The sequence below is a fragment of the Variovorax boronicumulans genome (assembly GCF_009811375.1).
Taxonomy (GTDB): Bacteria; Pseudomonadota; Gammaproteobacteria; order Burkholderiales; family Burkholderiaceae_C; genus Variovorax; species Variovorax boronicumulans.
Genome location: NZ_BKDH01000001.1, coordinates 450,095 through 470,862, shown reverse-complemented (window position 1 = coordinate 470,862; position 20,768 = coordinate 450,095). Strand labels below are relative to the sequence as shown.

Annotated in this window: 18 protein-coding genes and 1 pseudogene; 13 read left to right on the top strand and 6 right to left on the bottom strand. The window is 65.4% G+C overall.

Features of this window, described 5'->3' with window-relative positions:
- Nucleotides 1-1,284: 1,284 nt before the first annotated feature.
- A pseudogene (locus VHAB30_RS31395) lies at nucleotides 1,285-2,334 on the bottom strand (ESPR-type extended signal peptide-containing protein); the annotation flags it as partial.
- Nucleotides 2,335-2,651: 317 nt separating this feature from the next.
- Here VHAB30_RS31395 and VHAB30_RS02220 point away from each other — a divergent pair.
- From VHAB30_RS02220 to VHAB30_RS02210, 3 genes are read left to right on the top strand one after another with little or no spacing between them, the layout of a single operon-like run.
- Nucleotides 2,652-3,092, top strand: coding sequence for a DUF4019 domain-containing protein (locus VHAB30_RS02220; protein ID WP_159275661.1), 441 nt, complete (start codon nucleotides 2,652-2,654; stop codon nucleotides 3,090-3,092).
- The gene (locus tag VHAB30_RS02215) at nucleotides 3,089-4,231 is read left to right on the top strand and encodes a DUF2827 domain-containing protein (RefSeq protein WP_070062276.1); all 1,143 of its coding nucleotides are present in this window, start codon (nucleotides 3,089-3,091) and stop codon (nucleotides 4,229-4,231) included. The genes VHAB30_RS02220 and VHAB30_RS02215 overlap by 4 nt, the downstream gene beginning before the upstream one ends.
- Nucleotides 4,232-4,261: 30 nt before the next feature.
- Nucleotides 4,262-5,122 (top strand): hypothetical protein, encoded by an 861-nt coding sequence (locus VHAB30_RS02210; RefSeq protein ID WP_159275660.1) that lies wholly within the window; start codon nucleotides 4,262-4,264, stop codon nucleotides 5,120-5,122.
- An 87-nt stretch (nucleotides 5,123-5,209) separates the two neighbouring features.
- Here the strand turns inward: VHAB30_RS02210 and VHAB30_RS02205 are convergent, their stop codons facing one another.
- From VHAB30_RS02205 to VHAB30_RS02185, 5 genes are all read right to left on the bottom strand, one after another.
- Entirely contained in the window at nucleotides 5,210-7,795 is a 2,586-nt protein-coding gene (locus VHAB30_RS02205; RefSeq protein WP_159275659.1) for a bifunctional aconitate hydratase 2/2-methylisocitrate dehydratase, read from the bottom strand.
- 93 nt (nucleotides 7,796-7,888) lie between these two features.
- Complete coding sequence (locus tag VHAB30_RS02200) at nucleotides 7,889-8,446, bottom strand: hypothetical protein (protein ID WP_062479718.1); 558 nt, start codon at nucleotides 8,444-8,446, stop codon at nucleotides 7,889-7,891.
- Between the two features lie 23 nt (nucleotides 8,447-8,469).
- Complete coding sequence (locus VHAB30_RS02195) at nucleotides 8,470-9,483, bottom strand: HpcH/HpaI aldolase/citrate lyase family protein (protein WP_159275658.1); 1,014 nt, start codon at nucleotides 9,481-9,483, stop codon at nucleotides 8,470-8,472.
- On the bottom strand, nucleotides 9,480-10,268 hold the full coding sequence (tam, locus tag VHAB30_RS02190; protein ID WP_159275657.1) for a trans-aconitate 2-methyltransferase: 789 nt from the start codon (nucleotides 10,266-10,268) through the stop codon (nucleotides 9,480-9,482). Before tam ends, VHAB30_RS02195 begins: the two co-directional genes overlap by 4 nt.
- Nucleotides 10,269-10,283: 15 nt before the next feature.
- Nucleotides 10,284-11,270: a malate dehydrogenase gene (locus tag VHAB30_RS02185; protein ID WP_042578072.1), complete on the bottom strand. Its 987-nt coding sequence runs from the start codon at nucleotides 11,268-11,270 to the stop codon at nucleotides 10,284-10,286.
- A gap of 181 nt (nucleotides 11,271-11,451) precedes the next feature.
- On the opposite strand from VHAB30_RS02185, the gene VHAB30_RS02180 reads away from it, so the two are divergent.
- From VHAB30_RS02180 to leuD, 10 genes are all read left to right on the top strand, one after another.
- On the top strand, nucleotides 11,452-12,210 hold the full coding sequence (locus tag VHAB30_RS02180) for a GntR family transcriptional regulator (RefSeq protein WP_070062271.1): 759 nt from the start codon (nucleotides 11,452-11,454) through the stop codon (nucleotides 12,208-12,210).
- Nucleotides 12,211-12,444: 234 nt separating this feature from the next.
- Nucleotides 12,445-12,891 (top strand): succinate dehydrogenase, cytochrome b556 subunit, encoded by a 447-nt coding sequence (sdhC, locus tag VHAB30_RS02175; RefSeq protein ID WP_159273217.1) that lies wholly within the window; start codon nucleotides 12,445-12,447, stop codon nucleotides 12,889-12,891.
- Between the two features lie 13 nt (nucleotides 12,892-12,904).
- Nucleotides 12,905-13,270: a succinate dehydrogenase, hydrophobic membrane anchor protein gene (sdhD, locus tag VHAB30_RS02170; RefSeq protein ID WP_062479708.1), complete on the top strand. Its 366-nt coding sequence runs from the start codon at nucleotides 12,905-12,907 to the stop codon at nucleotides 13,268-13,270.
- A 6-nt stretch (nucleotides 13,271-13,276) separates the two neighbouring features.
- Nucleotides 13,277-15,085 carry a succinate dehydrogenase flavoprotein subunit gene (gene sdhA, locus VHAB30_RS02165; protein WP_159275656.1) on the top strand — a complete coding sequence of 603 codons (1,809 nt, stop codon included), beginning with the start codon at nucleotides 13,277-13,279 and terminating at the stop codon, nucleotides 15,083-15,085.
- A 22-nt stretch (nucleotides 15,086-15,107) separates the two neighbouring features.
- Nucleotides 15,108-15,809 (top strand): succinate dehydrogenase iron-sulfur subunit, encoded by a 702-nt coding sequence (locus VHAB30_RS02160; RefSeq protein WP_062479706.1) that lies wholly within the window; start codon nucleotides 15,108-15,110, stop codon nucleotides 15,807-15,809.
- 24 nt (nucleotides 15,810-15,833) lie between these two features.
- Nucleotides 15,834-16,154 (top strand): FAD assembly factor SdhE, encoded by a 321-nt coding sequence (locus VHAB30_RS02155; protein WP_062479704.1) that lies wholly within the window; start codon nucleotides 15,834-15,836, stop codon nucleotides 16,152-16,154.
- Nucleotides 16,155-16,178: 24 nt separating this feature from the next.
- Entirely contained in the window at nucleotides 16,179-17,489 is a 1,311-nt protein-coding gene (gene gltA / locus VHAB30_RS02150; protein ID WP_062479703.1) for a citrate synthase, read from the top strand.
- A gap of 179 nt (nucleotides 17,490-17,668) precedes the next feature.
- Entirely contained in the window at nucleotides 17,669-18,622 is a 954-nt protein-coding gene (locus VHAB30_RS02145; RefSeq protein WP_159275655.1) for a LysR substrate-binding domain-containing protein, read from the top strand.
- Nucleotides 18,623-18,670: 48 nt separating this feature from the next.
- Nucleotides 18,671-20,092: a 3-isopropylmalate dehydratase large subunit gene (gene leuC, locus VHAB30_RS02140; protein ID WP_159275654.1), complete on the top strand. Its 1,422-nt coding sequence runs from the start codon at nucleotides 18,671-18,673 to the stop codon at nucleotides 20,090-20,092.
- 14 nt (nucleotides 20,093-20,106) lie between these two features.
- The gene (gene leuD / locus VHAB30_RS02135; protein ID WP_062479700.1) at nucleotides 20,107-20,757 is read left to right on the top strand and encodes a 3-isopropylmalate dehydratase small subunit; all 651 of its coding nucleotides are present in this window, start codon (nucleotides 20,107-20,109) and stop codon (nucleotides 20,755-20,757) included.
- The last annotated feature ends 11 nt before the right edge of the window (nucleotides 20,758-20,768 follow it).

The window sequence follows — 20,768 nt, the reverse complement described above, 5'->3', positions numbered from 1 at the left end:
ACTCAGGCCGGACGACGTCGAAGTCGACAGGCTGCTGACGCTGCTGTTCGTGGTGCTCAGGCCCGTCGACAAGCTGGAGATGCCGCTGGTCGCGGTGCTCAGACCCGACGACGTGGAGGTCGACAAGCTGCTGACGTTGCTGTTCGTCGTGCTCAGACCAGTGGACAGGCTCGAGATTCCACTGGTCGCAGTGCTCAGGCCGCTCGATGTGGACGTCGACAGGCTGTCGATGCGGCTGTTGGTCGTGCTCAGGCCAGTCGACGTGGACGTTGACAGACTGCCCACATTGCTGTTCGTCGTGCTCAAGCCCGTGGACAGGCTCGAGATTCCGCTGGTCGCCGTGCTCAGCCCCGACGACGTCGACGTCGAAAGGCTGCTCACGTTGCTATTCGTAGTGCTCAGGCCTGTGGACAGGCTGGAGATGCCGCTCGTGGCCGTGCTCAGGCCGGACGACGTCGAAGTCGACAGGCTGCTGACATTGCTGTTGGTCGTGCTCAAGCCGGTGGACAGGCTGGAGATACCGCTCGTGGCCGTGCTCAGGCCGGACGACGTCGAAGTCGACAGGCTGCTGACGTTGCTGTTCGTTGTGCTCAGGCCAGTCGACAGACTGGAGATGCCGCTGGTCGCCGTGCTCAGACCCGACGACGTGGAGGTCGACAGGCTGCCGACATTGCTGTTCGTTGTGCTCAGGCCGGTGGACAGGCTCGAGATGCCGCTCGTGGCCGTGCTCAAGCCAGACGACGTCGATGTCGACAGGCTACTGACGTTGCTGTTCGTGGTACTCAGGCCAGTCGACAGGCTGGAGATGCCGCTGGTCGCCGTGCTCAGCCCGGACGACGTGGAGGTCGACAGGCTGCCGACGTTGCTGTTCGTGGTGCTCAGGCCGGTCGAGAGGCTCGAGATGCCGCTCGTGGCCGTACTCAGACCCGACGACGTCGAAGTCGACAGGCTGTTGATGCGACTGCTCGCCGTGCTCAGGCCCGACGATGTGGATGTCGACAGGCTGGCGACGTTGCTGTTCGTGGTGCTCAGGCCGGTCGACAAGCTGGAAATGCCGCTGGTCGCCGTACTCAAACCGCTCGACGTCGACGTCGAGAGGCTGTCGATGCGGCTGCTGCTGGTACTCAGACCTGAGGACGTCGAAGTCGACAGGCTGCCGACGTTGCTGTTCGTGGTGCTCAGCCCCGTGGACAGACTCGAAATGCGGCTGGTCGCCGTGCTGAGCCCCGTCGACGTCGAAGTCGACAGACTACTGATGCTGCTGGCGGTGGTGCTCAAACCCGTGCTCAACTGCACAACAGTCACAGCATCTTGCGCTGCGGCGCCATCGGCCACATTCGTGATTCGACGTAGAGCCGTTGCAGAGCCGACAGACACTTCGGCGGCAGGCGCAGCAGATCCAGTCAAAAACCCGGTTGCTGTCGGGGCTGCGGCACCCGTCACACTTCCCTGCCCCAAGGCAACACTGCCGGCATAGGCGGCGTTTGCGCCGTCGCCCATCGCCACGGCCTGCTGGGCTGCGGCTGCGTCTGAGCCAATGGCGACGGACCTGTCACCGAAGGCATTGCTGGAGCGCCCGATCGCAATCGCTCGCTCACCGGAAGCGACCGAACCACCTGTCGTCGAGCCGTCTCCTCCACCGATCGCGACCGAAGACGTGCCACTGGCATTGGCGTCGTTGCCCAGCGCGAATGCACCCGCTCCGATGTTCGCCTTGGCACCCGAACCGATGGCAGTGGAACTCCCGCCTTTGGCTTGAGCCGTCGCGTTGTGGCCAATGGCAACACCGTAACCACCGCTACCGCTTGTTGATGCACCGCGACCGATTGCGACGTCGGCTGTATTGGTCGCGACCGTGTTCTGACCAAGTGCGGTTGCGCCATTGCCGCTGGCAATCGCATTCGAGCCCAATGCGGTTGCGCCAGTGTTCGATGCATTGGTGCCGGAACCTATTGCCGTTGCCCCTGTACTTGATGCGATCGCGTTTGCCCCCATTGCCGTGGCATTTGCACCCAGTGCATTGGCCGCGAACCCGATCGCAACGGCAAAGTCGCCGCTATTGGCGTAGGCACGTCCCGAACCCGCACCGCTGCCAGAGCTTGAGCCGATTGCGACGCTGTTGGTGCTAGTCCCCGTCACACCGACACCTGATTGATTGCCCGTATACGCCGCAAGCGCTCCCGGCGCCCATCCCACAGCAACCGAAGCCGCAACAGCCACGACAGCCGCAGCCACCCGCGACTTGCTCTTCTTCCCCCGTGCCGAAGTGATTTCAGACGCCGCAACCCAGGCCCCCAGGGCTTCATTCCAGATACTTCGGTAAGACTTGTTCATATTCTTCGAGCTCGGTTCGCAGAGGGCGGGCGCGGTATCAACGGCGGAGGAAGACGACGACCGCCCGCGGTTCGTCGCCCCAGCCAGGGTCGTAGTTACCCTGACGTTCACAATGGACGCGGTAATGTACGCAGCCGTTTACATTTGCAGCCATTTCGGTCTACCGGAAACCGTGAAATGATGATTTAGTTCACAAACTTTCACGATTGGCGACAAGTTCCGGCTCGCCGATGTCGCTGTGGAACGTCGATCCGAACGCCCCGCCTAGAATCGCCGCCGCTGTCTGTCACAGCGGTTTTCCTCACAAAAGGTGCCCAATGAAGCCGTTTCTCCCCCGTTTCCTGGCCGCATGCACGCTGGCCCTGGCCGGTTCCTGCGCCCTGGCGCAGGACGGCAACTCCGCCGACGAACTCGTCCAGGCGGGCCTCAGCAGCCTCAAGCAGATCGATGAGAACCGGGCGGGAGAGATCTGGGACACCGCATCTGCGTTTGTGAAGACTCGCTTTCCCAAGGCCGAATTCGTTGCCAACACGCAACGCTCGCGCCAGACCGTGGGCGTCGTGGCCCGCCGTGACTGGGCCAGCGTGACCCGCATCCGCTACCTGGACGACAGCACCGGCATCCCTGCAGGCCTGTACGCCAACGTCGACTTCGCCACCCGCCTGACCAACGACAAGACGGTCTTCGAAAAAGTCAGCTTCCGCCTCGAACCCCAAGGCTGGCGCCTGACCGGCTACGTCCCCCGCGAAAACCAATGACCACCGCCTCGGGTGCCGGCCTGCGCATCGGCATCACGATCGGCCTCCACCACGAGGCCGAGACCCTCTGGAACAACGGCATCAAGCAGAACGCCGTGTTCCTGGCAGAGGCGCTGAAGCACTGCCCCAGCGTCGCCTCGGTGGTGCTGGTCAACACCACCGCCACCCCCATCACCCCCGCCCTGCCCTGGGACCAGGCCCGCTGGCCGACCGTGACTTTCGAAGCGGCCAAGGACAGCGTGGACGTGCTGATCGAACTGGGCGGCCAGATCGACGCCGACCAGACCGACCACCTCAAGCGCCGCGGCGCGCGGCTGGTGTCGTACTGCTGCGGCTTCGAGTACGTGCACGCGATGGAGTCGATGCTGTTCGGCAAGCCGCTGTGGGGCCGCAACCTGTTCATCAACCAGCGTTACGACGACATCTGGATGGTTCCGCAGGTGGCCCACATCAGCCAGCCGTACTTCGAGGTGCTGCGTCGCGCCGAGGCGCGCGCCGTGCCCTTCGTCTGGAGCCCGGTGTTCCTGCAAGAGCGCGCCCGCGCCCTGCCCGACGGCGGTGCGTACCAGCCGCGCAGCGGCCCGCGGCGGCTCAGCGTGATGGAGCCGAACATCAACGTGGTGAAGTTCTGCGTCTACCCGATCCTGATCGCCGAGCTGGCCTACCGCGCCCGCCCCGACGCGATCGGGCTGCTGCAGGTCACGAACGTGGAGCGCATGGCCAAGGACAGCATGGAGTTCATCACGCTGATGAACCAGCTCGACCTGGTGCGCCAGCACAAGGCGGTCTTCCTGGGCCGGCACGAAACCCCGGTGTTCCTGGCGCAGAACACCGACATCGTGGTCTCCCACCAGTGGGAGAACCCGCTCAACTACTTCTACCTCGAGACCTGCTGGCAGGGCTATCCGCTGGTGCACAACGCCCACCTGTGCGCGGACCTCGGCTACTACTACGCAGAAAACGACGTGGCCGCGGGCAGCGCCCGCGTGCTCGAGGCCATCGACGGGCACGACGCCCAGGCGCAGGCCTACCGCGACCGGCAACGCGCGCTGATCGGGCGCTACCTGCCCGGCGACGCAGTGGCCACGCAGACCTACGACACCCTGCTGCAGGGCCTGATGCAGCGCCCTGCCCGCTAGCCAGCCCCTCGTCCCACGGAGCCCCCTCGCATGCTCGATCCGTCCGAACTCCGGAATTTCTATCCCGTGATCGTGACGCCGAGCCACGACGGCAAGTTCTTCCAGAACTACGTGGCGTCGCTGCTGAACTTCACCGTGAGCGCCGAGCGTGCCGGCATGAAGGTGCAGGTGCTGATGCACCAGGGCGAGAGCCTGGTCACGCGTGCGCGCAACAACTGCGTGGCCCAGTTCCTGGCCAACACCGAGTGGACCCACCTGTTCTGGATCGACGCGGACATCGGTTTCTCGGCCGAGGCGGCGTTCCGCCTGCTGCTGTCGGGCTACGACATCGCCGCCGGCGTGTACCCGTTGAAGCGGGAGAACTGGCCGCAGGACGGCGTGGCGGCAGGCACCACGCAACAGCAGTTCGAGGCCGCGTTCACGCGCTACACGGTCAATGCCCAGGCCGAAGAAGGCGCGTCGCAGATCGAGCTCGAGGTGCAGCCCGACGGCTTCATGAAGATGACCGAGGCGCCCACGGGCTTCATGGCGATCCGGCGCGGCGTGTTCGAACGGCTCATGGCCGCCTACCCCGAGCTGCAGTACGTGCCCGACAGCATCGGCGAAGCCGACCGCGGGCTGCACTACCGCTTCTTCGACGTGATGGTCGACCCCATCACGCGGCGCTACCTGTCGGAAGACTACGGCTTCTGCCGGTTGTGGTCGGGGCTGGGCGAGTCGATCTACATCGACGCCAACTCGAACCTGACCCACCAGGGCGCCAAACTGTACCGCGGCGATTTCGCCCATTCGCTGCAGGCCTCGCTGCCCTACGCGGTGGGCGGCCCCGCCGGCATGGCGATGGTGCTGAAGGGCCAGGAGCACCTGAAGCCGAATCCGCCACCGGGCTGACACCGGCAGCGACCGCCCATGAAAAAGCCCCGCCGAAGCGGGGCTTTTTCATGAGGCCGGCGAATCACTCGCCGGCTGCAACGACCCTCAGGCCGTGACCGTGTCCGCCACGCCCTTGTAGTCTTCGATCTTGTCGAAGTTCAGGTACTGGTAGATCTGCGCGCTGGACGCGTCGATCACGCCCGTGGCGGCCATGTACTCCTCGCGGGTCGGGATGCGGCCCAGGCGCGAGCAGATGGCGGCCAGTTCGGCCGAGCCCAGGTACACGTTGGTGTTCTTGCCCAGGCGGTTCGGGAAGTTGCGGGTGCTGGTCGACATCACCGTCGCGCCTTCGCGCACCTGTGCCTGGTTGCCCATGCACAGCGAGCAGCCCGGCATTTCGGTGCGCGCGCCCGCGTTGCCGAACACGCCGTAGTGGCCTTCCTCGGTGAGCTGCTGCGCGTCCATCTTGGTCGGCGGTGCGATCCACAGCTTGACCGGGATGTCGCGCTTGCCTTCGAGCAGCTTCGATGCGGCGCGGAAGTGACCGATGTTGGTCATGCACGAGCCGATGAACACTTCATCGATCTGCGCACCGGCCACGTCGCTCAGCGTCTTCACGTCGTCGGGGTCGTTCGGGCAGGCCACGATGGGTTCGTGGATCTCGGCCAGGTCGATCTCGATGACGGCGGCGTACTCGGCGTCGGCATCGCCCTTGAGCAGCTGCGGGTCCTTGAGCCAGGCTTCCTGCGCGGCGATGCGGCGTGCCAGCGTGCGGGCGTCGGCGTAGCCTTCGGCAATCATCCACTTCATCAGCGTGATGTTGCTGTTGATGTACTCCTGGATCGGTTCCTTGTTCAGGTGCACCGTGCAGCCGGCGGCCGAGCGTTCGGCCGAGGCGTCGCTCAGTTCGAAGGCTTGCTCCACCTTCAGGTCGGGCAGGCCTTCGATCTCGAGGATGCGGCCCGAGAAGATGTTCTTCTTGCCTTGCTTGGCCACGGTCAGCAGGCCCGACTTGATGGCGTACAGCGGAATGGCGTTGACCAGGTCACGCAGCGTGACGCCGGGCTGCATCTTGCCCTTGAAGCGCACGAGCACCGATTCGGGCATGTCCAGCGGCATCACGCCGGTGGCGGCCGCGAAGGCCACGAGACCGGAGCCTGCGGGGAAGCTGATGCCGATGGGGAAGCGGGTGTGGCTGTCGCCGCCCGTGCCCACGGTGTCGGGGGTCAGCAGGCGGTTGAGCCAGCTGTGGATCACGCCGTCGCCCGGACGCAGCGACACGCCGCCGCGGTTGGCCATGAACTCGGGCAGTTCGTGGTGCATCTTGACGTCGACCTTCTTCGGGTAGGCCGCCGTGTGGCAGAACGACTGCATGACGAGGTCGGCCGAGAAGCCCAGGCAGGCCAGGTCCTTCAGTTCGTCGCGGGTCATCGGGCCGGTGGTGTCCTGCGAGCCGACCGAGGTCATCTTGGGTTCGCAGTACGTGCCCGGGCGCACGCCCTGGCCTTCGGGCAGGCCGCAGGCGCGGCCGACCATCTTCTGTGCAAGCGAGAAGCCCTTCTTGGTGTCGACCGGGCTTTGCGGCAGGCGGAACAGCGTCGAGACGGGCAGGCCCAGGGCCTCGCGCGCCTTGGCCGTGAGGCCGCGGCCGATGATCAGCGGAATGCGGCCGCCGGCACGCACTTCGTCGAACAGCACGTCGCTCTTGACCTGGAATTCGGCGATGACCTTGCCGTCCTTCAGGGCCTTGCCTTCGTAGGGACGCAGCTCGACCACGTCGCCCATGTTCATCTGCGTCACGTCGAGCTCGATGGGCAGTGCGCCCGAGTCTTCCATCGTGTTGTAGAAGATGGGAGCGATCTTGCCGCCGAGGCAGACGCCGCCGAAACGCTTGTTCGGCACGAAGGGAATGTCTTCGCCGGTGAACCACAGCACCGAGTTGGTGGCGCTCTTGCGCGACGAACCCGTGCCGACCACGTCGCCGGCATAGGCCACGAGGTGGCCGCGCGCGCGCAGGTCTTCGATGAACTTCACCGGGCCGCGCTTGCCGTCTTCTTCAGGAACGATGCCGGGGCGGGCGTTCTTGTGCATCGCCAGGGCGTGCATCGGAATGTCGGGACGCGTGGTGGCGTCGGGTGCGGGCGACAGGTCGTCGGTGTTGATTTCGCCGGCCACCTTGAAGATGCTGACGGTGATGCTCTTGGGCACTTCGGGACGGCTGGTGAACCACTCGGCATCGGCCCAGCTTTGCAGAACGCCCTTGGCGTGGGCGTTGCCCTTGTCGGCCTTTTCCTTGACGTCGTGGAACTGGTCGAACATCAGCAGGGTTTTCTTCAGGCCTTCGGCTGCGACAGCGCCGACTTCGGCGTCGTCCAGCAGGTCGATCATGGGGCTGATGTTGTAGCCGCCGAGCATGGTGCCGAGCAGTTCAGTGGCGCGGGCGCGCGAGATGAACGCGTTCTTCTCGGTGCCGTGGGCCACGGCCGCGAGGTAGCTCGCCTTGACCTTGGCGGCGTCGTCGACGCCGGCGGGCACACGGTAGGTGAGCAGGTCCAGCAGGAAGGCGCCGTCCTTGGCATTCGCGCTCTTCAGGAGCTCGATCGCTTCGGCGGTCTGCTTCGCGCTCAGGGGCAGCGGCGGGATACCGAGCGCGGCGCGTTCGGCAACATGATCAACGTAGGCTTGCAACATCTTCTTTTCTCCGGAAACTAGGCTATCGGGCGTGCGCTGCGGTCTCAAGCGGCCAAGCAAGAGCCGCGCCGCACCCCGGGTTCGGTGCTCTTCTTACTTCTTGGCTGCGTCGGCACCTTCGAAAAGGGCCTTCGGGGGGTTCTTCTTCATCTCGTCGGCGAAGGCGACCTGAGCGGCGGTCTGGCATTCGTCGGCGATGCGCAGGCCGGCCTTCTGGTTCATCAGCATCGACTTGTTGCCCAGCTGGAGCCACATGGCGCCGGCACGCGGGTCTTCGAGGCGGATGGCGCCGGTGCGGCTTTCGACCGGGTGCATGCGGTACTTCAGGCCCTTGGTGGTCACGGTGAAGAAGCCGGGCTTCTTCTCGTCGGGCGTGACGGTCACGTCGGCGCCGAGTTCGCACTGGGCCTTGCCGATGGACACGCGTTGCGCCACGGCCAGGTCGGACTCGGACAGCACGATGTTGGTGTCGTCGGCGATCGGCGTGACCTCTTCGACGGCCTTGGCCGCCTTGCGGGTCACCTGGCGCTTCGGCGGGGTCTTCTTGGCTTCGGCCTTGGCCGCGGCCGGCTTGGTGGCGGTGGCGTTCTGGGCCACGGCGGCGAAAGGCAGGGCCAGCGCAACGGCGGCGATCAGTGCAATTTTCTTCATGAGCGGGGTTCCTTCAGGCTGATTCAGTGGGTTTCAGGAGACCGCGATGCAAACCAGGCTTTCGCCTCGGAGGGCAACGCGCGCCCTGTTGCGTGGGCGCGCGTCAGGACCTGCCAGAAGTGGCGGTAGCTCGCGCGGTCGTGCAATGTGCCATCAATTTGTGTCGGTGCCCAATCCGCGTCTGCGGCTTTTGTAATGATTTTTGTGGCAATTTGAATCTGCGCCTCGTCGGGCGCGAAGGCCTCGAGGATCGGCCGGATCTGGTTCGGGTGGATGCTCCACATGCGCGTGTAGCCGAATTCGGTGGCCGCCTTGCGGGCCGCGGTGCGCATCGCATCCATGTCGTTGAATTCGGTGACCACGCAATGCGAAGGCACCTTGCCGTAGGCATGCGCCGCCGAGGCCAGTGCCAGCTTGGCACGCACGACCAGCGGGTGGCTGAACTGCCCCGCCGCGCCCATGCCGTCGGCGGGAATGGCGCCGGCATGCGCCGACACGAAATCCATGAGGCCGAAGCTCAGCGACTGCACGCGCGGGTGCGCGGCAATTTCGAAGGCGTTGTGCACCGCCAGGGGCGATTCGATGAGCACGTGCAGCGGCAGCGCGTCGGCATCGGCCGCGTCGAGCGCGGCAACAGCCTGACACACATCGGCCACCGATTCGACCTTGGGCACCATGAGGTGGCTCAGCCGATGGCCGGCGCGCCCGGCGATGGTGACCACGTCGCCGGCAAAGGCCGGGTGGTCGACCGGATGCACGCGCACGCCCACGCGCATGCCGGGCCGGGCGGCCAGCGCGAGCTCGGTGACGAGCGCGGCATGCTCGGCCTCGCCGCCGACCGGGGCGCCGTCTTCGCAGTCGAGGGTGACGTCGAACACGCAGGCCCCGAACTCCTGCGCCATCTCGGCCTGGAGCGCGAGGCTCTTCTTCATGCGGGCTTCGACGCCGCTGTAGTGGTCGCACACCGGCAGGGTCACGGCGCCGGCCTGTGCGCCGAGCAGCACGTCCGCGGGATGGGCGGCGTTCTTGGTGGTCATGCGTCTTTTTTCTTGTGCGCCACGATGAACATGCGCGGGAAGGCGAGCAGGCGCTTGCCGTCGGTGCGCACCGGGTAGGCCTCGTTCACCCGGCGTTCGTATTCGGCGAGATAGCTCGCCTGCAGGTCGGGCGGCAACCGGTCGACGAAGGGCTTCAGGCCCGTGCCGCGCACCCATTCGACGATGGAGGCGGCATCGGCCATGCGGTGCTGATAGATGGTGTGCCAGACATCGACGTTGGCCGCCTGCGGCGCCAGCAGGTCGTAGTAACCGCCGAGCGGCAGCAACAAGGTGCGCAGCTTGTCGGCGTCGCCGATGGGCTCAGCCCAGGGCGCTTCGGCCGCCACCGCACGCATCAGGCGGTGCGTGGGCTCCTGGCGGTTGTCGGGCATCTGGACGGCGAGCACGCCGCCCGGGGCCAGCGCGTCGAACAGGCGGGGGATCAGCGTTTCGTGATCCGGCACCCATTGCAGGGACGCGTTGGCGTAAATGAGATCGGGCGCTTCTGTTTCACGCGGCGCCCAGGTCGCGATGTCGCTCAACTCGAAGCGCGCCGCCGGCAGGCGCTCGCGCGCGCTGACCAGCATGGCTTCGGAGTTGTCGGTGCCCGTGACCTGCGCCGTCGGGAACCGATGTGCCAGCAGCTCGGTGGAATTGCCCGGTCCGCATCCGAGGTCGACCACGCGGGCGGCCTCGGCAAGCGGGACCCGCGCCAGGAGTTCCTGTGCGGGCCGGGTGCGCTCGTCCTCGTAGCGACGGTAGAGCGCGGGGTTCCAGTCGAGCATGCTGGCGGGTTTGCTTTACAGCAGGTGGGCGACGCCGGCGCGTTCGCCTTCGAGCTCTTCGAGCGTCTTGTTGATGCGTTCCTGGCTGAATGCATCGATCTCGAGGCCTTCGACCAGCTTGTACTCACCGTTTTCGCAGGTGACCGGGAAGCCGAACATCACGTCCTTCGGAATGCCGTACTGGCCGTCCGACGGGATGCCCATCGTGACCCACTTGCCGTTGGTGCCCAAGGCCCAGTCGCGCATGTGGTCGATGGCGGCGTTGGCGGCCGAGGCAGCCGACGACAGGCCGCGCGCTTCGATGATGGCCGCGCCGCGCTTGCCGACGGTCGGCAGGAAGGTGTTGGCGTTCCATTCCTGGTCGTTGATCATCTTGGCGACGCTTTCGCCGTTGATGGTCGCAAAGCGGTAGTCAGCGTACATCGTGGGCGAGTGGTTGCCCCAGACGGTGAGCTTCTCGATGTCGGCCACGGCCTTGCCGGTCTTGGCGGCGATCTGGCTGGCAGCGCGGTTGTGGTCCAGGCGCAGCATGGCGGTGAAGTTCTTGCGCGGCAGGTCGGGTGCCGACTTCATGGCGATGTAGGCGTTGGTGTTGGCGGGGTTGCCGACGACCAGCACCTTCACGTTGCGCGAAGCGACAGCGTTCAGTGCCTTGCCCTGTGCCGTGAAGATGGCGCCGTTGACGGCCAGCAGCTCGGCACGTTCCATGCCGGGGCCACGGGGGCGCGAACCGACCAGCAGGGCGTAGTCGGCGTCCTTGAAGGCGGTCATCGGGTCGCCGTGGGCTTCCATGCCGGCCAGCAGCGGGAAGGCGCAGTCGTCGAGCTCCATCATCACGCCCTTGAGCGCCTTCTGGGCCTTCTCGTCGGGGATTTCGAGCAGTTGCAGGATGACCGGCTGGTCTTTGCCGAGCATTTCGCCGGAAGCGATACGGAACAACAGGGCGTAACCGATTTGACCGGCGGCACCGGTAACGGCAACGCGGACAGGCTTTTTGCTCATGGGAAGACTCCAGAAGGTGGTGAAACGGGTTAGCGCTCTCGTGGGGCGCCGCGGTCCAGCGGGGGGAAGCTTTCCCGCGGCGCGGGACCGGGCCGCATTTTAAGCCGATTCGACAAAGGCCGTCTTATGTCTTATATAAGATATCCTCTGGGGGTCCGCCACGGCGCACCCCACCGCTGCCATGAACACGCCCTCCACCCTCGACGAGCCCACGACGCCGTCCTTCAGTCCGCTCTACCAGCAGATCAAGACCCTGATCCTGCAGAGCCTGCAGGCCGGCGAGTGGAAGCCGGGCGAGCCCATCCCCAGCGAGATGGACCTGGCCGTGCGGTACCGCGTGAGCCAGGGCACGGTGCGCAAGGCGATCGACGAGCTGGCGGCCGAAAACCTGGTGGTGCGCCGCCAGGGCAAGGGCACCTTCGTGGCCACGCATGCCGAACAGCATGTGCAGTACCGTTTTCTCAAGCTCGTACCCGACGCCGGCAGCCCGAGCGCCGAAGGCCCGGCCGAGCGCACCATCGTCGACTGCAAGCGCCTGCGCGCCTCGGCCGACGTGGCGCGCGCGCTGAGCCTGCGCACCGGCGACGCCGTGCTGCAGGTGCGCCGCGTGCTCGCCTATGGCGGCGTGCCGACCATCCTCGAAGACCTCTGGCTGCCCGGCGCGCCCTTCAAGGGCCTCACGGCCGACCGGCTGCGCGCCTGGCCCGGCCCGATGTACGCGATGTTCGAAACCGAATTCGGCGTGCGCATGGTGCGCGCCGAAGAAAAGATCCGCGCCGTGCTGCCCGATGCCGAACAGGCGCAGCTGCTCGACGTGCCGCTGCAGATGCCGCTGTTGAGCGTGGAGCGCGTGGCGCACACGTACCACGACATGCCGATGGAACTGCGCCGCGGCCTGTACCGCACCGACACCCACCACTACCGCAACCAGCTGGGCTGATCCGATGGCGCCGAAGAACCTCGCCCGCGCGGGCACAAACGCGCACACTCAGCCCGCGCAACGCGACCTCGAGCCCCGAGCATCCGACTGCCGCAGTGCGTTGACTCCTGCGCGTCCGATGCGCGATGGTGCATTGCAATAGAATTTTGCGTTGTTTGCATTCCGCAGAAGAAACAAAAGCGTTCGCTCTCAGAACAAGCCAACAAGTCACAAAGCCACGAAAGCCATCTCCCTATGACAGAGCTTGCAACTCCCCCCCGGCCGCCGCGTCGCGAATTCCGGAACATCAACGCCTTCACCGATCTCACGACCTACCGGCTGCCGCCGGCCGGCATCGTGTCGATCCTTCACCGCGTGAGCGGTGTGCTGATGTTCCTGCTGATGCCCTTCATCATCTGGATGTTCGACACCTCGCTGTCATCTGACTATTCGTTCGCGAAATTCAAGTCTGCTTTCAACATCGGCGTCGGCTTCGCTCCGGGATGGTTCTTCAAGCTCGTCGCACTGGCGCTCATCTGGGCCTACCTGCACCACTTCATCGCCGGCCTGCGTCACCTCTGGATGGACGTGAGCCACTCCGCCGTGACGAAGGAATTCGGTCACAGCTCGGCCATCTTCACTCTGGCTGCGAGCATCATCCTCACGCTGGTGCTTGGCGCCAAGCTGTTCGGCCTGTACTGAGAAGGAGCCAACCATGTCTGTGAATTACGGCTCCAAGCGCATCGTCGTCGGCGCGCACTACGGTCTGCGCGACTGGCTCAGCCAACGCATCACCGGCGCCCTGATGGCGCTGTTCACGATCATCCTGCTCGCGCAGCTGATCTTCTCGCGCGGCCCCATCGGTTACGACCTGTGGGCCGGCATCTTCGCCGCACAGTGGATGAAGGTCCTGACCTTCTCCGTGATCGTTGCCCTGCTCTATCACGTGTGGGTCGGCATGCGCGACGTGTGGATGGACTACGTCCAGCCTGTCGCCATCCGTCTCGTGCTGCAAGTTTTCACCATCGTCTGGCTTGTCGGTTGTGCGGGTTGGGCCATTCAAGTGCTTTGGAAGATCTGACCCACCATGACCTACACAAAAGAAAACATCACCAAGCGCAAGTTCGACGTCGTCATCGTCGGTGCCGGCGGCTCCGGCATGCGCGCCTCGCTGCAACTCGCCCGTGCCGGCCTCAACGTGGCCGTGCTCTCCAAGGTGTTCCCGACCCGTTCGCACACCGTCGCTGCCCAGGGCGGCGTGGGCGCTTCGCTCGGCAACATGAGCGAGGACAACTGGCACTACCACTTCTACGACACGATCAAGGGTTCCGACTGGCTCGGCGACCAGGACGCGATCGAGTTCATGTGCCGTGAAGCCCCGAAGGTCGTGTACGAGCTCGAACACTTCGGCATGCCCTTCGACCGCAACCCCGACGGCACGATCTACCAGCGCCCGTTCGGCGGCCACACCGCCAACTACGGCGAGAAGGCCGTGCAACGCGCCTGCGCCGCGGCCGACCGCACCGGCCACGCGATGCTGCACACGCTCTACCAGAAGAACGTGGAAGCCCGCACCCAGTTCTTCGTCGAATGGATGGCGCTGGACCTCATCCGCGACAACGAAGGCGACGTGGTCGGCGTCACGGCCCTCGAAATGGAAACCGGCGACCTGCACATCCTGCAGGCCAAGACCGTGCTGCTGGCCACCGGCGGCGCAGGCCGCATCTTCGGTGCGTCCACCAACGCGTTCATCAACACCGGCGACGGCCTGGGCATGGCCGCACGTTCGGGCATCCCGCTGCAGGACATGGAGTTCTGGCAGTTCCACCCCACCGGCGTGGCCGGCGCGGGCGTGCTGCTGACCGAAGGCTGCCGCGGCGAAGGCGCCATCCTGCTGAACAGCAACGGCGAACGCTTCATGGAGCGCTACGCGCCCACCCTGAAGGACCTGGCACCGCGCGACTTCGTGTCGCGCTCGATGGACCAGGAAATCAAGGAAGGCCGTGGCTGTGGTCCCAACAAGGACTACATCCACATGAAGCTGGACCACCTGGGTGCCGACACCATCCACAAGCGGCTGCCGTCGGTCTACGAGATCGGCATCAACTTCGCCAACGTCGACGTCACCAAGGAACCGATTCCCGTGGTGCCCACCATTCACTACCAGATGGGCGGCATCCCGACGAACATCAACGGCCAGGTCGTCATCCAGAAGGGTGAAGACAACAGCGCCATCGTGAACGGCCTGTACGCGGTGGGCGAATGCTCCTGCGTGAGCGTGCACGGCGCCAACCGCCTGGGCACCAACTCGCTGCTCGACCTGCTGGTGTTCGGCCGCGCGGCCGGCAACCACATCGTCGAGTTCAACGACAAGCTCAAGGAACACAAGGAACTGCCCAAGGATGCGGCCGACCGCACCCTGCAGCGCCTGAACGAGCTCGAAGCCTCCACCGGCGGCGAATACGCCCAGGACGTGGCCGGCGAGATCCGCGCCGTCATGCAGCAGCACGCCGCCGTGTTCCGCAAGCAGGCCTCGATGGACGAAGGCGTGGTCAAGATCGCCGCCGTGCGCGAGCGCGTCAAGTCGATCGGCCTGAAGGACAAGTCCAAGGTGTTCAACACCGCCCGCATCGAAGCGCTGGAAGTCGACAACCTGATCGAAGTGGCGCAGGCCACCATGGTCTCGGCCGCCGCCCGCAAGGAATGCCGCGGCGCCCACACGGTGGAAGACTACGAGCGTCCCGCGGACGACCCGGTCGCACCGCTGGGCCGCGACGACGCCAACTGGATGAAGCACACGCTCTGGTACAGCGCGGACAACCGCCTCTCGTACAAGCCCGTCAAGCTGCAGCCGCTGACGGTGGCATCCGTGCCGCCCAAGGTCCGCACGTTCTAAGAATATTTACAAGGTCCATACGATGAAGCGCACATTCCAGATCTACCGCTACGACCCGGACAAGGACGCCAAGCCCTACATGCAGACGGTCGAGGTCGAACTCGACGGCCACGAACGCATGCTGCTGGACGCCCTGATGAAGCTCAAGGCGCAGGATCCCACGCTGTCGTTCCGCCGCTCGTGCCGCGAAGGCGTCTGCGGCTCCGACGCGATGAACATCAACGGCAAGAACGGTCTGGCCTGCCTGACCAACATGAACACGCTCAAGGGCACCGTCGTGCTCAAGCCGCTGCCGGGCCTGCCCGTCATCCGCGACCTGATCGTCGACATGACCCAGTTCTTCAAGCAGTACAACTCGATCAAGCCGTACCTGCAGAACGACACCGTGCCGCCCGAAAAGGAGCGCCTGCAGTCGCCCGAAGAGCGTGAAGAGCTCGACGGCCTGTACGAGTGCATCCTGTGCGCGAGCTGCTCCACGAGCTGCCCGAGCTTCTGGTGGAACCCCGACAAGTTCGTCGGCCCGGCCGGCCTGCTGCAGGCCTACCGCTTCATCGCCGACAGCCGCGACGAAGCCACCGCCGAGCGCCTGGACAACCTGGAAGACCCGTACCGCCTGTTCCGCTGCCACACGATCATGAACTGCGTCGACGTGTGCCCGAAGAGCCTGAACCCGACCAAGGCCATCGGCAAGATCAAGGAACTGATGGTGCGTCGCGCCATCTGACGGTTTTTCCGAGAAGCCTTACTTATGTCGACCCCCGCCAACGCCCCCGATACGCTGCTCGGCGAACGCGCGCTGAGCAAGCTCAAGTGGCGTTGCCGGCGCGGCCTGCTGGAGAACGACCTGTTCATCGCCCGCTTCTTCGAGCGGCACGAATCCCACATGACCGTCGGTCAAGCGGGAGCGATGGAGACATTGATGGACCTGTCGGACAACGACCTCCTCGACCTGCTGCTGTGCAGAAAGGAGCCCGAGCCCGCATGGGCCGGGGCCGAGGTGGTCGCATTGCTGCAGCTGATGCGTACCGACGGCGCTCAGCGTCCTGCCATTTTTTCTCCTTCGTCCTGAATCCACCTCTGAAAGTAAACCGAAATGAAAGCATCCGATACCAAGGCCACGCTGTCGTTCAGCAATGGCGGCGACAACGTCGAACTGCCGATCTACAAGGGCACCATCGGGCCCGACGTGATCGACATCCGCAAGCTGTATGCACAGACCGGCATGTTCACGTACGACCCGGGCTTCATGTCGACCGCCGCCTGCCAGTCGGCCATCACCTACATCGACGGTGACAAGGGCGAGCTGCTGTACCGCGGCTACCCCATCGAGCAGCTCGCGACCAACTGCGACTTCATGGAAACCTGCCACCTGCTGCTGTACGGCGAGCTGCCGGACGCAGGCAAGAAGGCCAGCTTCACCAAGCTCGTGACGAACCACACGATGGTCAACGAGCAAATGCAGTTCTTCCTGCGCGGCTTCCGTCGCGATGCCCACCCGATGGCCATCATGACCGGCCTCGTGGGCGCCCTGTCGGCCTTCTATCACGACAGCACGGACATCAACAATCCCGAGCACCGCGAGATCGCCGCGATCCGCCTGATCGCGAAGATGCCCACGCTCGTGGCCATGGCCTACAAGTACACCGTCGGCCAGCCGTACATGTACCCGAAGAACGAACTCAGCTATGCAGGCAACTTCCTGCACATGATGTTCGCCACGCCGTGCGAAGAGTACAAGGTGAACCCGGTGCTCGAGCGCGCGCTCGACCGCATCTTCATCCTGCACGCCGACCACGAGCAGAACGCCTCGACCTCGACGGTGCGCCTGTGCGGCTCGTCGGGCACCAACCCCTTCGCGGCCATTGCAGCCGGCGTGGCGTGCCTCTGGGGCCCGGCCCACGGCGGTGCCAACGAAGCGGCGCTGAACATGCTGTACGACATCCAGCGCGAAGGCGGCGTGGAAAAGATCGGCGAGTTCATCAAGAAGGTCAAGGACAAGAACTCGAACGTCAAGCTGATGGGCTTCGGCCATCGCGTGTACAAGAACTACGACCCGCGCGCCAAGCTGATGCAGGAAACCTGCAACGAAGTGCTGACCGAGCTAGGCCTGGAAAACGACCCGCTGTTCAAGCTGGCCAAGGAGCTCGAGAAGATCGCCCTGGAAGACGAGTACTTCGTGTCGCGCAAGCTGTACCCGAACGTCGACTTCTACTCGGGCATCGTGCAGCGCGCCATCGGCATCCCCGTGCCGCTGTTCACCGCGATCTTCGCGCTGGCCCGCACCGTCGGCTGGATCGCCCAGCTGAACGAAATGATCGGCGACCCCGAGTACAAGATCGGCCGCCCGCGCCAGCTGTTCGAAGGCTCGCCCAAGCGTGACGTGAAGCCGATCTCGGCCCGCTGATCGACCGGCTGCGGAACCTCCGCCCCCTGAAAAAGCTGCCTCCGGGCAGCTTTTTTATTGCCCGTTCGGCATGCCCCTCTTCGCCAGCCGGCAGCGAGGTCATCGCATATCGCGATGGCAAGGGCTTCAAAACAGGAAGAAAATAGCCAACTCATCGCCAATCGCGATGCCCAAGCCCCATGAGCACGTCCGAACGCAACTTTGCCCGCCGCATCGACCTCACGTCGCTGCAGCTGTTCGTGGCCGTGTGCGAGCTGGGCAGCATCGGGCGCGCGGCGGAGCGCGAGTTCATCGCGGCCTCGGCCGTGAGCAAGCGGCTGTCCGACCTGGAGGCCACGCTCGGCACCGCCCTGCTCTACCGCCATGCGCGCGGCGTCGACCTCACGCCGGCTGGCGAAAGCCTGCTGCACCACGCCCGCTCGGTGCTCTACAGCCTCGAGAAGATGCAGGGCGAGCTCAGCGAATACGCCGACGGCGTGCGCGGGCACGTGCGGGTGCACGCCAACATCTCGGCCATCGTGCAGTTCCTGCCGGAAGACCTTGGCGTGTTCTCGCGCGCGCACGAGGCCATCAAGATCGACCTCGAGGAGCACCTGAGCAGCGAAGTGATCCGCGCGGTGCAGGAAGGCGCGGCCGACCTCGGCGTTTGCCACGTGGCCGGCGGCGCGGGCGAGCTGCAGAGCCTTTCCTACCGCCACGACCGCCTCGCGCTGATCGTTCCCGAGGGGCACGCGCTGGCCGCGCACGACACGATCGATTTCGTCGACTCGCTGGCCTTCGACCACGTCGGCCTGCACACCAACAGCTCGATCTACGTGGCGATGCATGAAGCGGCGCTGAGCGCCGGCCGCAGCGTGAAGCTGCGCATCCACGTCACGGGCCTGGACGCCATGTGCCGGATGATCGACAACGGCCTGGGCATCGGCGTGATGCCGCAGCGCGCCTTCGAACTCATGCACAACGGCATCGGCCGCGGCCTCGTGAGCGTGCCGCTCAACGACGCCTGGGCGGCGCGCGAAATCCGGCTGGTGGCGCGCGACTTCTCCACCCTGCCGGTGGCGGCGCGCACGCTGGTGAACCACCTGCACGCAGCGGCCGATTCGGCCGACGCCACCGAACGACTCGCGGCCTAGACCGCCTCGACAGACAATCCATTTCCCCACGAAAGACAAGAGACCGACATGGCACGCACGCTCTACGACAAGATCTGGGACGAACACGTCGTCCACACCGAGGAAGACGGCACCGCGATCCTCTACATCGACCGCCACCTGGTGCACGAGGTGACCAGCCCGCAAGCCTTCGAAGGCCTGCGCGAGGCCGGCCGCAAGCTGTGGCGCATCAGCTCGGTCGTGGCCACCGCCGACCACAACACGCCGACCACCGGCTGGGAGCGCGGCTACGAAGGCATTGCCGACCCGACCAGCAAGGAGCAGGTCACCACGCTGGACCACAACATCGCCGAGTTCGGCGCCGCCGCGTTCTTCCCGTTCCTGAGCAAGCGCCAGGGCATCGTGCACGTGATCGGCCCGGAAAGCGGCGCGACGCTGCCGGGCATGACGGTGGTCTGCGGCGACTCGCACACCTCCACGCACGGCGCGTTCGGCGCGCTCGCGCACGGCATCGGCACCAGCGAGGTCGAGCACGTGATGGCCACGCAGACGCTGCTGGGCAAGAAGGCCAGGAACATGCTCGTGAAGGTCGAAGGCAAGCTGCCGCTGGGCTGCACGGCCAAGGACATCGTGCTGGCCATCATCGGCAAGATCGGCACCGCCGGCGGCACGGGCTACACCATTGAATTCGCCGGCTCGGCCATCCGCGACCTGAGCATGGAAGGCCGCATGACGGTCTGCAACATGGCCATCGAAGCTGGCGCGCGCGCCGGGCTGGTGGCGGTCGACGAAAAGACCATCGCCTACGTGAAGGGCCGCCCGCTCGCGCCCACCGGCGTCGAATGGGACCAGGCCGTGAGCTACTGGCGCACACTGCAGTCCGACCCCGGCGCGACCTTCGACGCCGTGGTCGAGCTCGACGCCACACAGATCCAGCCGCAGGTCACCTGGGGCACCTCGCCCGAAATGGTGGTCGAGATCAACGGCCGCGTGCCCGATCCCGACAAGGAAAAGGACGCCAGCAAGCGCAGCGCCATCGAGCGCGCGCTGGTTTACATGGGCCTGGAGCCCAACAAGGCCATGAACGACATCTTCATCGACAAGGTGTTCATCGGCTCGTGCACCAACAGCCGCATCGAGGACATGCGCGAAGCCGCCGCCGTGGTGAAGAAGCTGGGCCAGAAGGTCGCGAAGAACGTGAAGCTCGCGATGGTCGTGCCCGGCTCGGGCGTGGTGAAGGAACAGGCCGAGCGCGAAGGCCTCGACCTGATCTTCAAGGCCGCAGGCTTCGAATGGCGCGAGCCCGGCTGCTCGATGTGCCTGGCGATGAACGCCGACCGCCTCGAGCCCGGCGAGCGCTGCGCCTCCACCAGCAACCGCAACTTCGAAGGCCGCCAGGGCGCCGGTGGCCGCACCCACCTCGTGAGCCCGGCCATGGCCGCCGCCGCAGCCGTGCACGGCCACTTCGTCGACGTGCGCACCTTCGCCTGATCTGGAGACATCACATGCAGAAATTCACCGTGCACAAGGGCCTCGTGGCCCCCATGGACCGCGAGAACGTCGACACCGACGCGATCATTCCCAAGCAGTTCCTCAAGTCGATCAAGAAGACCGGCTTCGGCGTGAACCTGTTCGACGAGTGGCGCTACCTCGACGCCGGCTTTCCGGGCCAGGACCCGGCCAGCCGCAAGCCGAACCCCGACTTCGTGCTGAACCAGCCGCGCTACGCCGGCGCCTCGGTGCTGCTGGCGCGCAAGAACTTCGGCTGCGGCTCGTCTCGCGAGCATGCGCCGTGGGCGCTCGACCAGTACGGCTTTCGCGCGATCATTGCGCCGAGCTATGCGGACATCTTCTTCAACAACAGCTTCAAGAACGGCCTGCTGCCGATCGTGCTGCCCGAGTCGCAGGTCTCGCAGCTGTTCGACGAGGCCTTCGCCTTCCCGGGCTACACGCTGACCATCGACCTGGAACGCCAGGTCGTCGTGAAGCCCGACGGCCAGGAGTTCGCGTTCGACGTGCAGGCCTTCCGCAAGTACTGCCTGATCAACGGGCTGGACGACATCGGCCTCACGCTGCGCCACAAGGACAAGATCAAGGCCTTCGAAACCGAGCGCCTGGCGCAGAAGCCCTGGCTCGCGCACACGATGATCTCGTGATCGGCGGCATT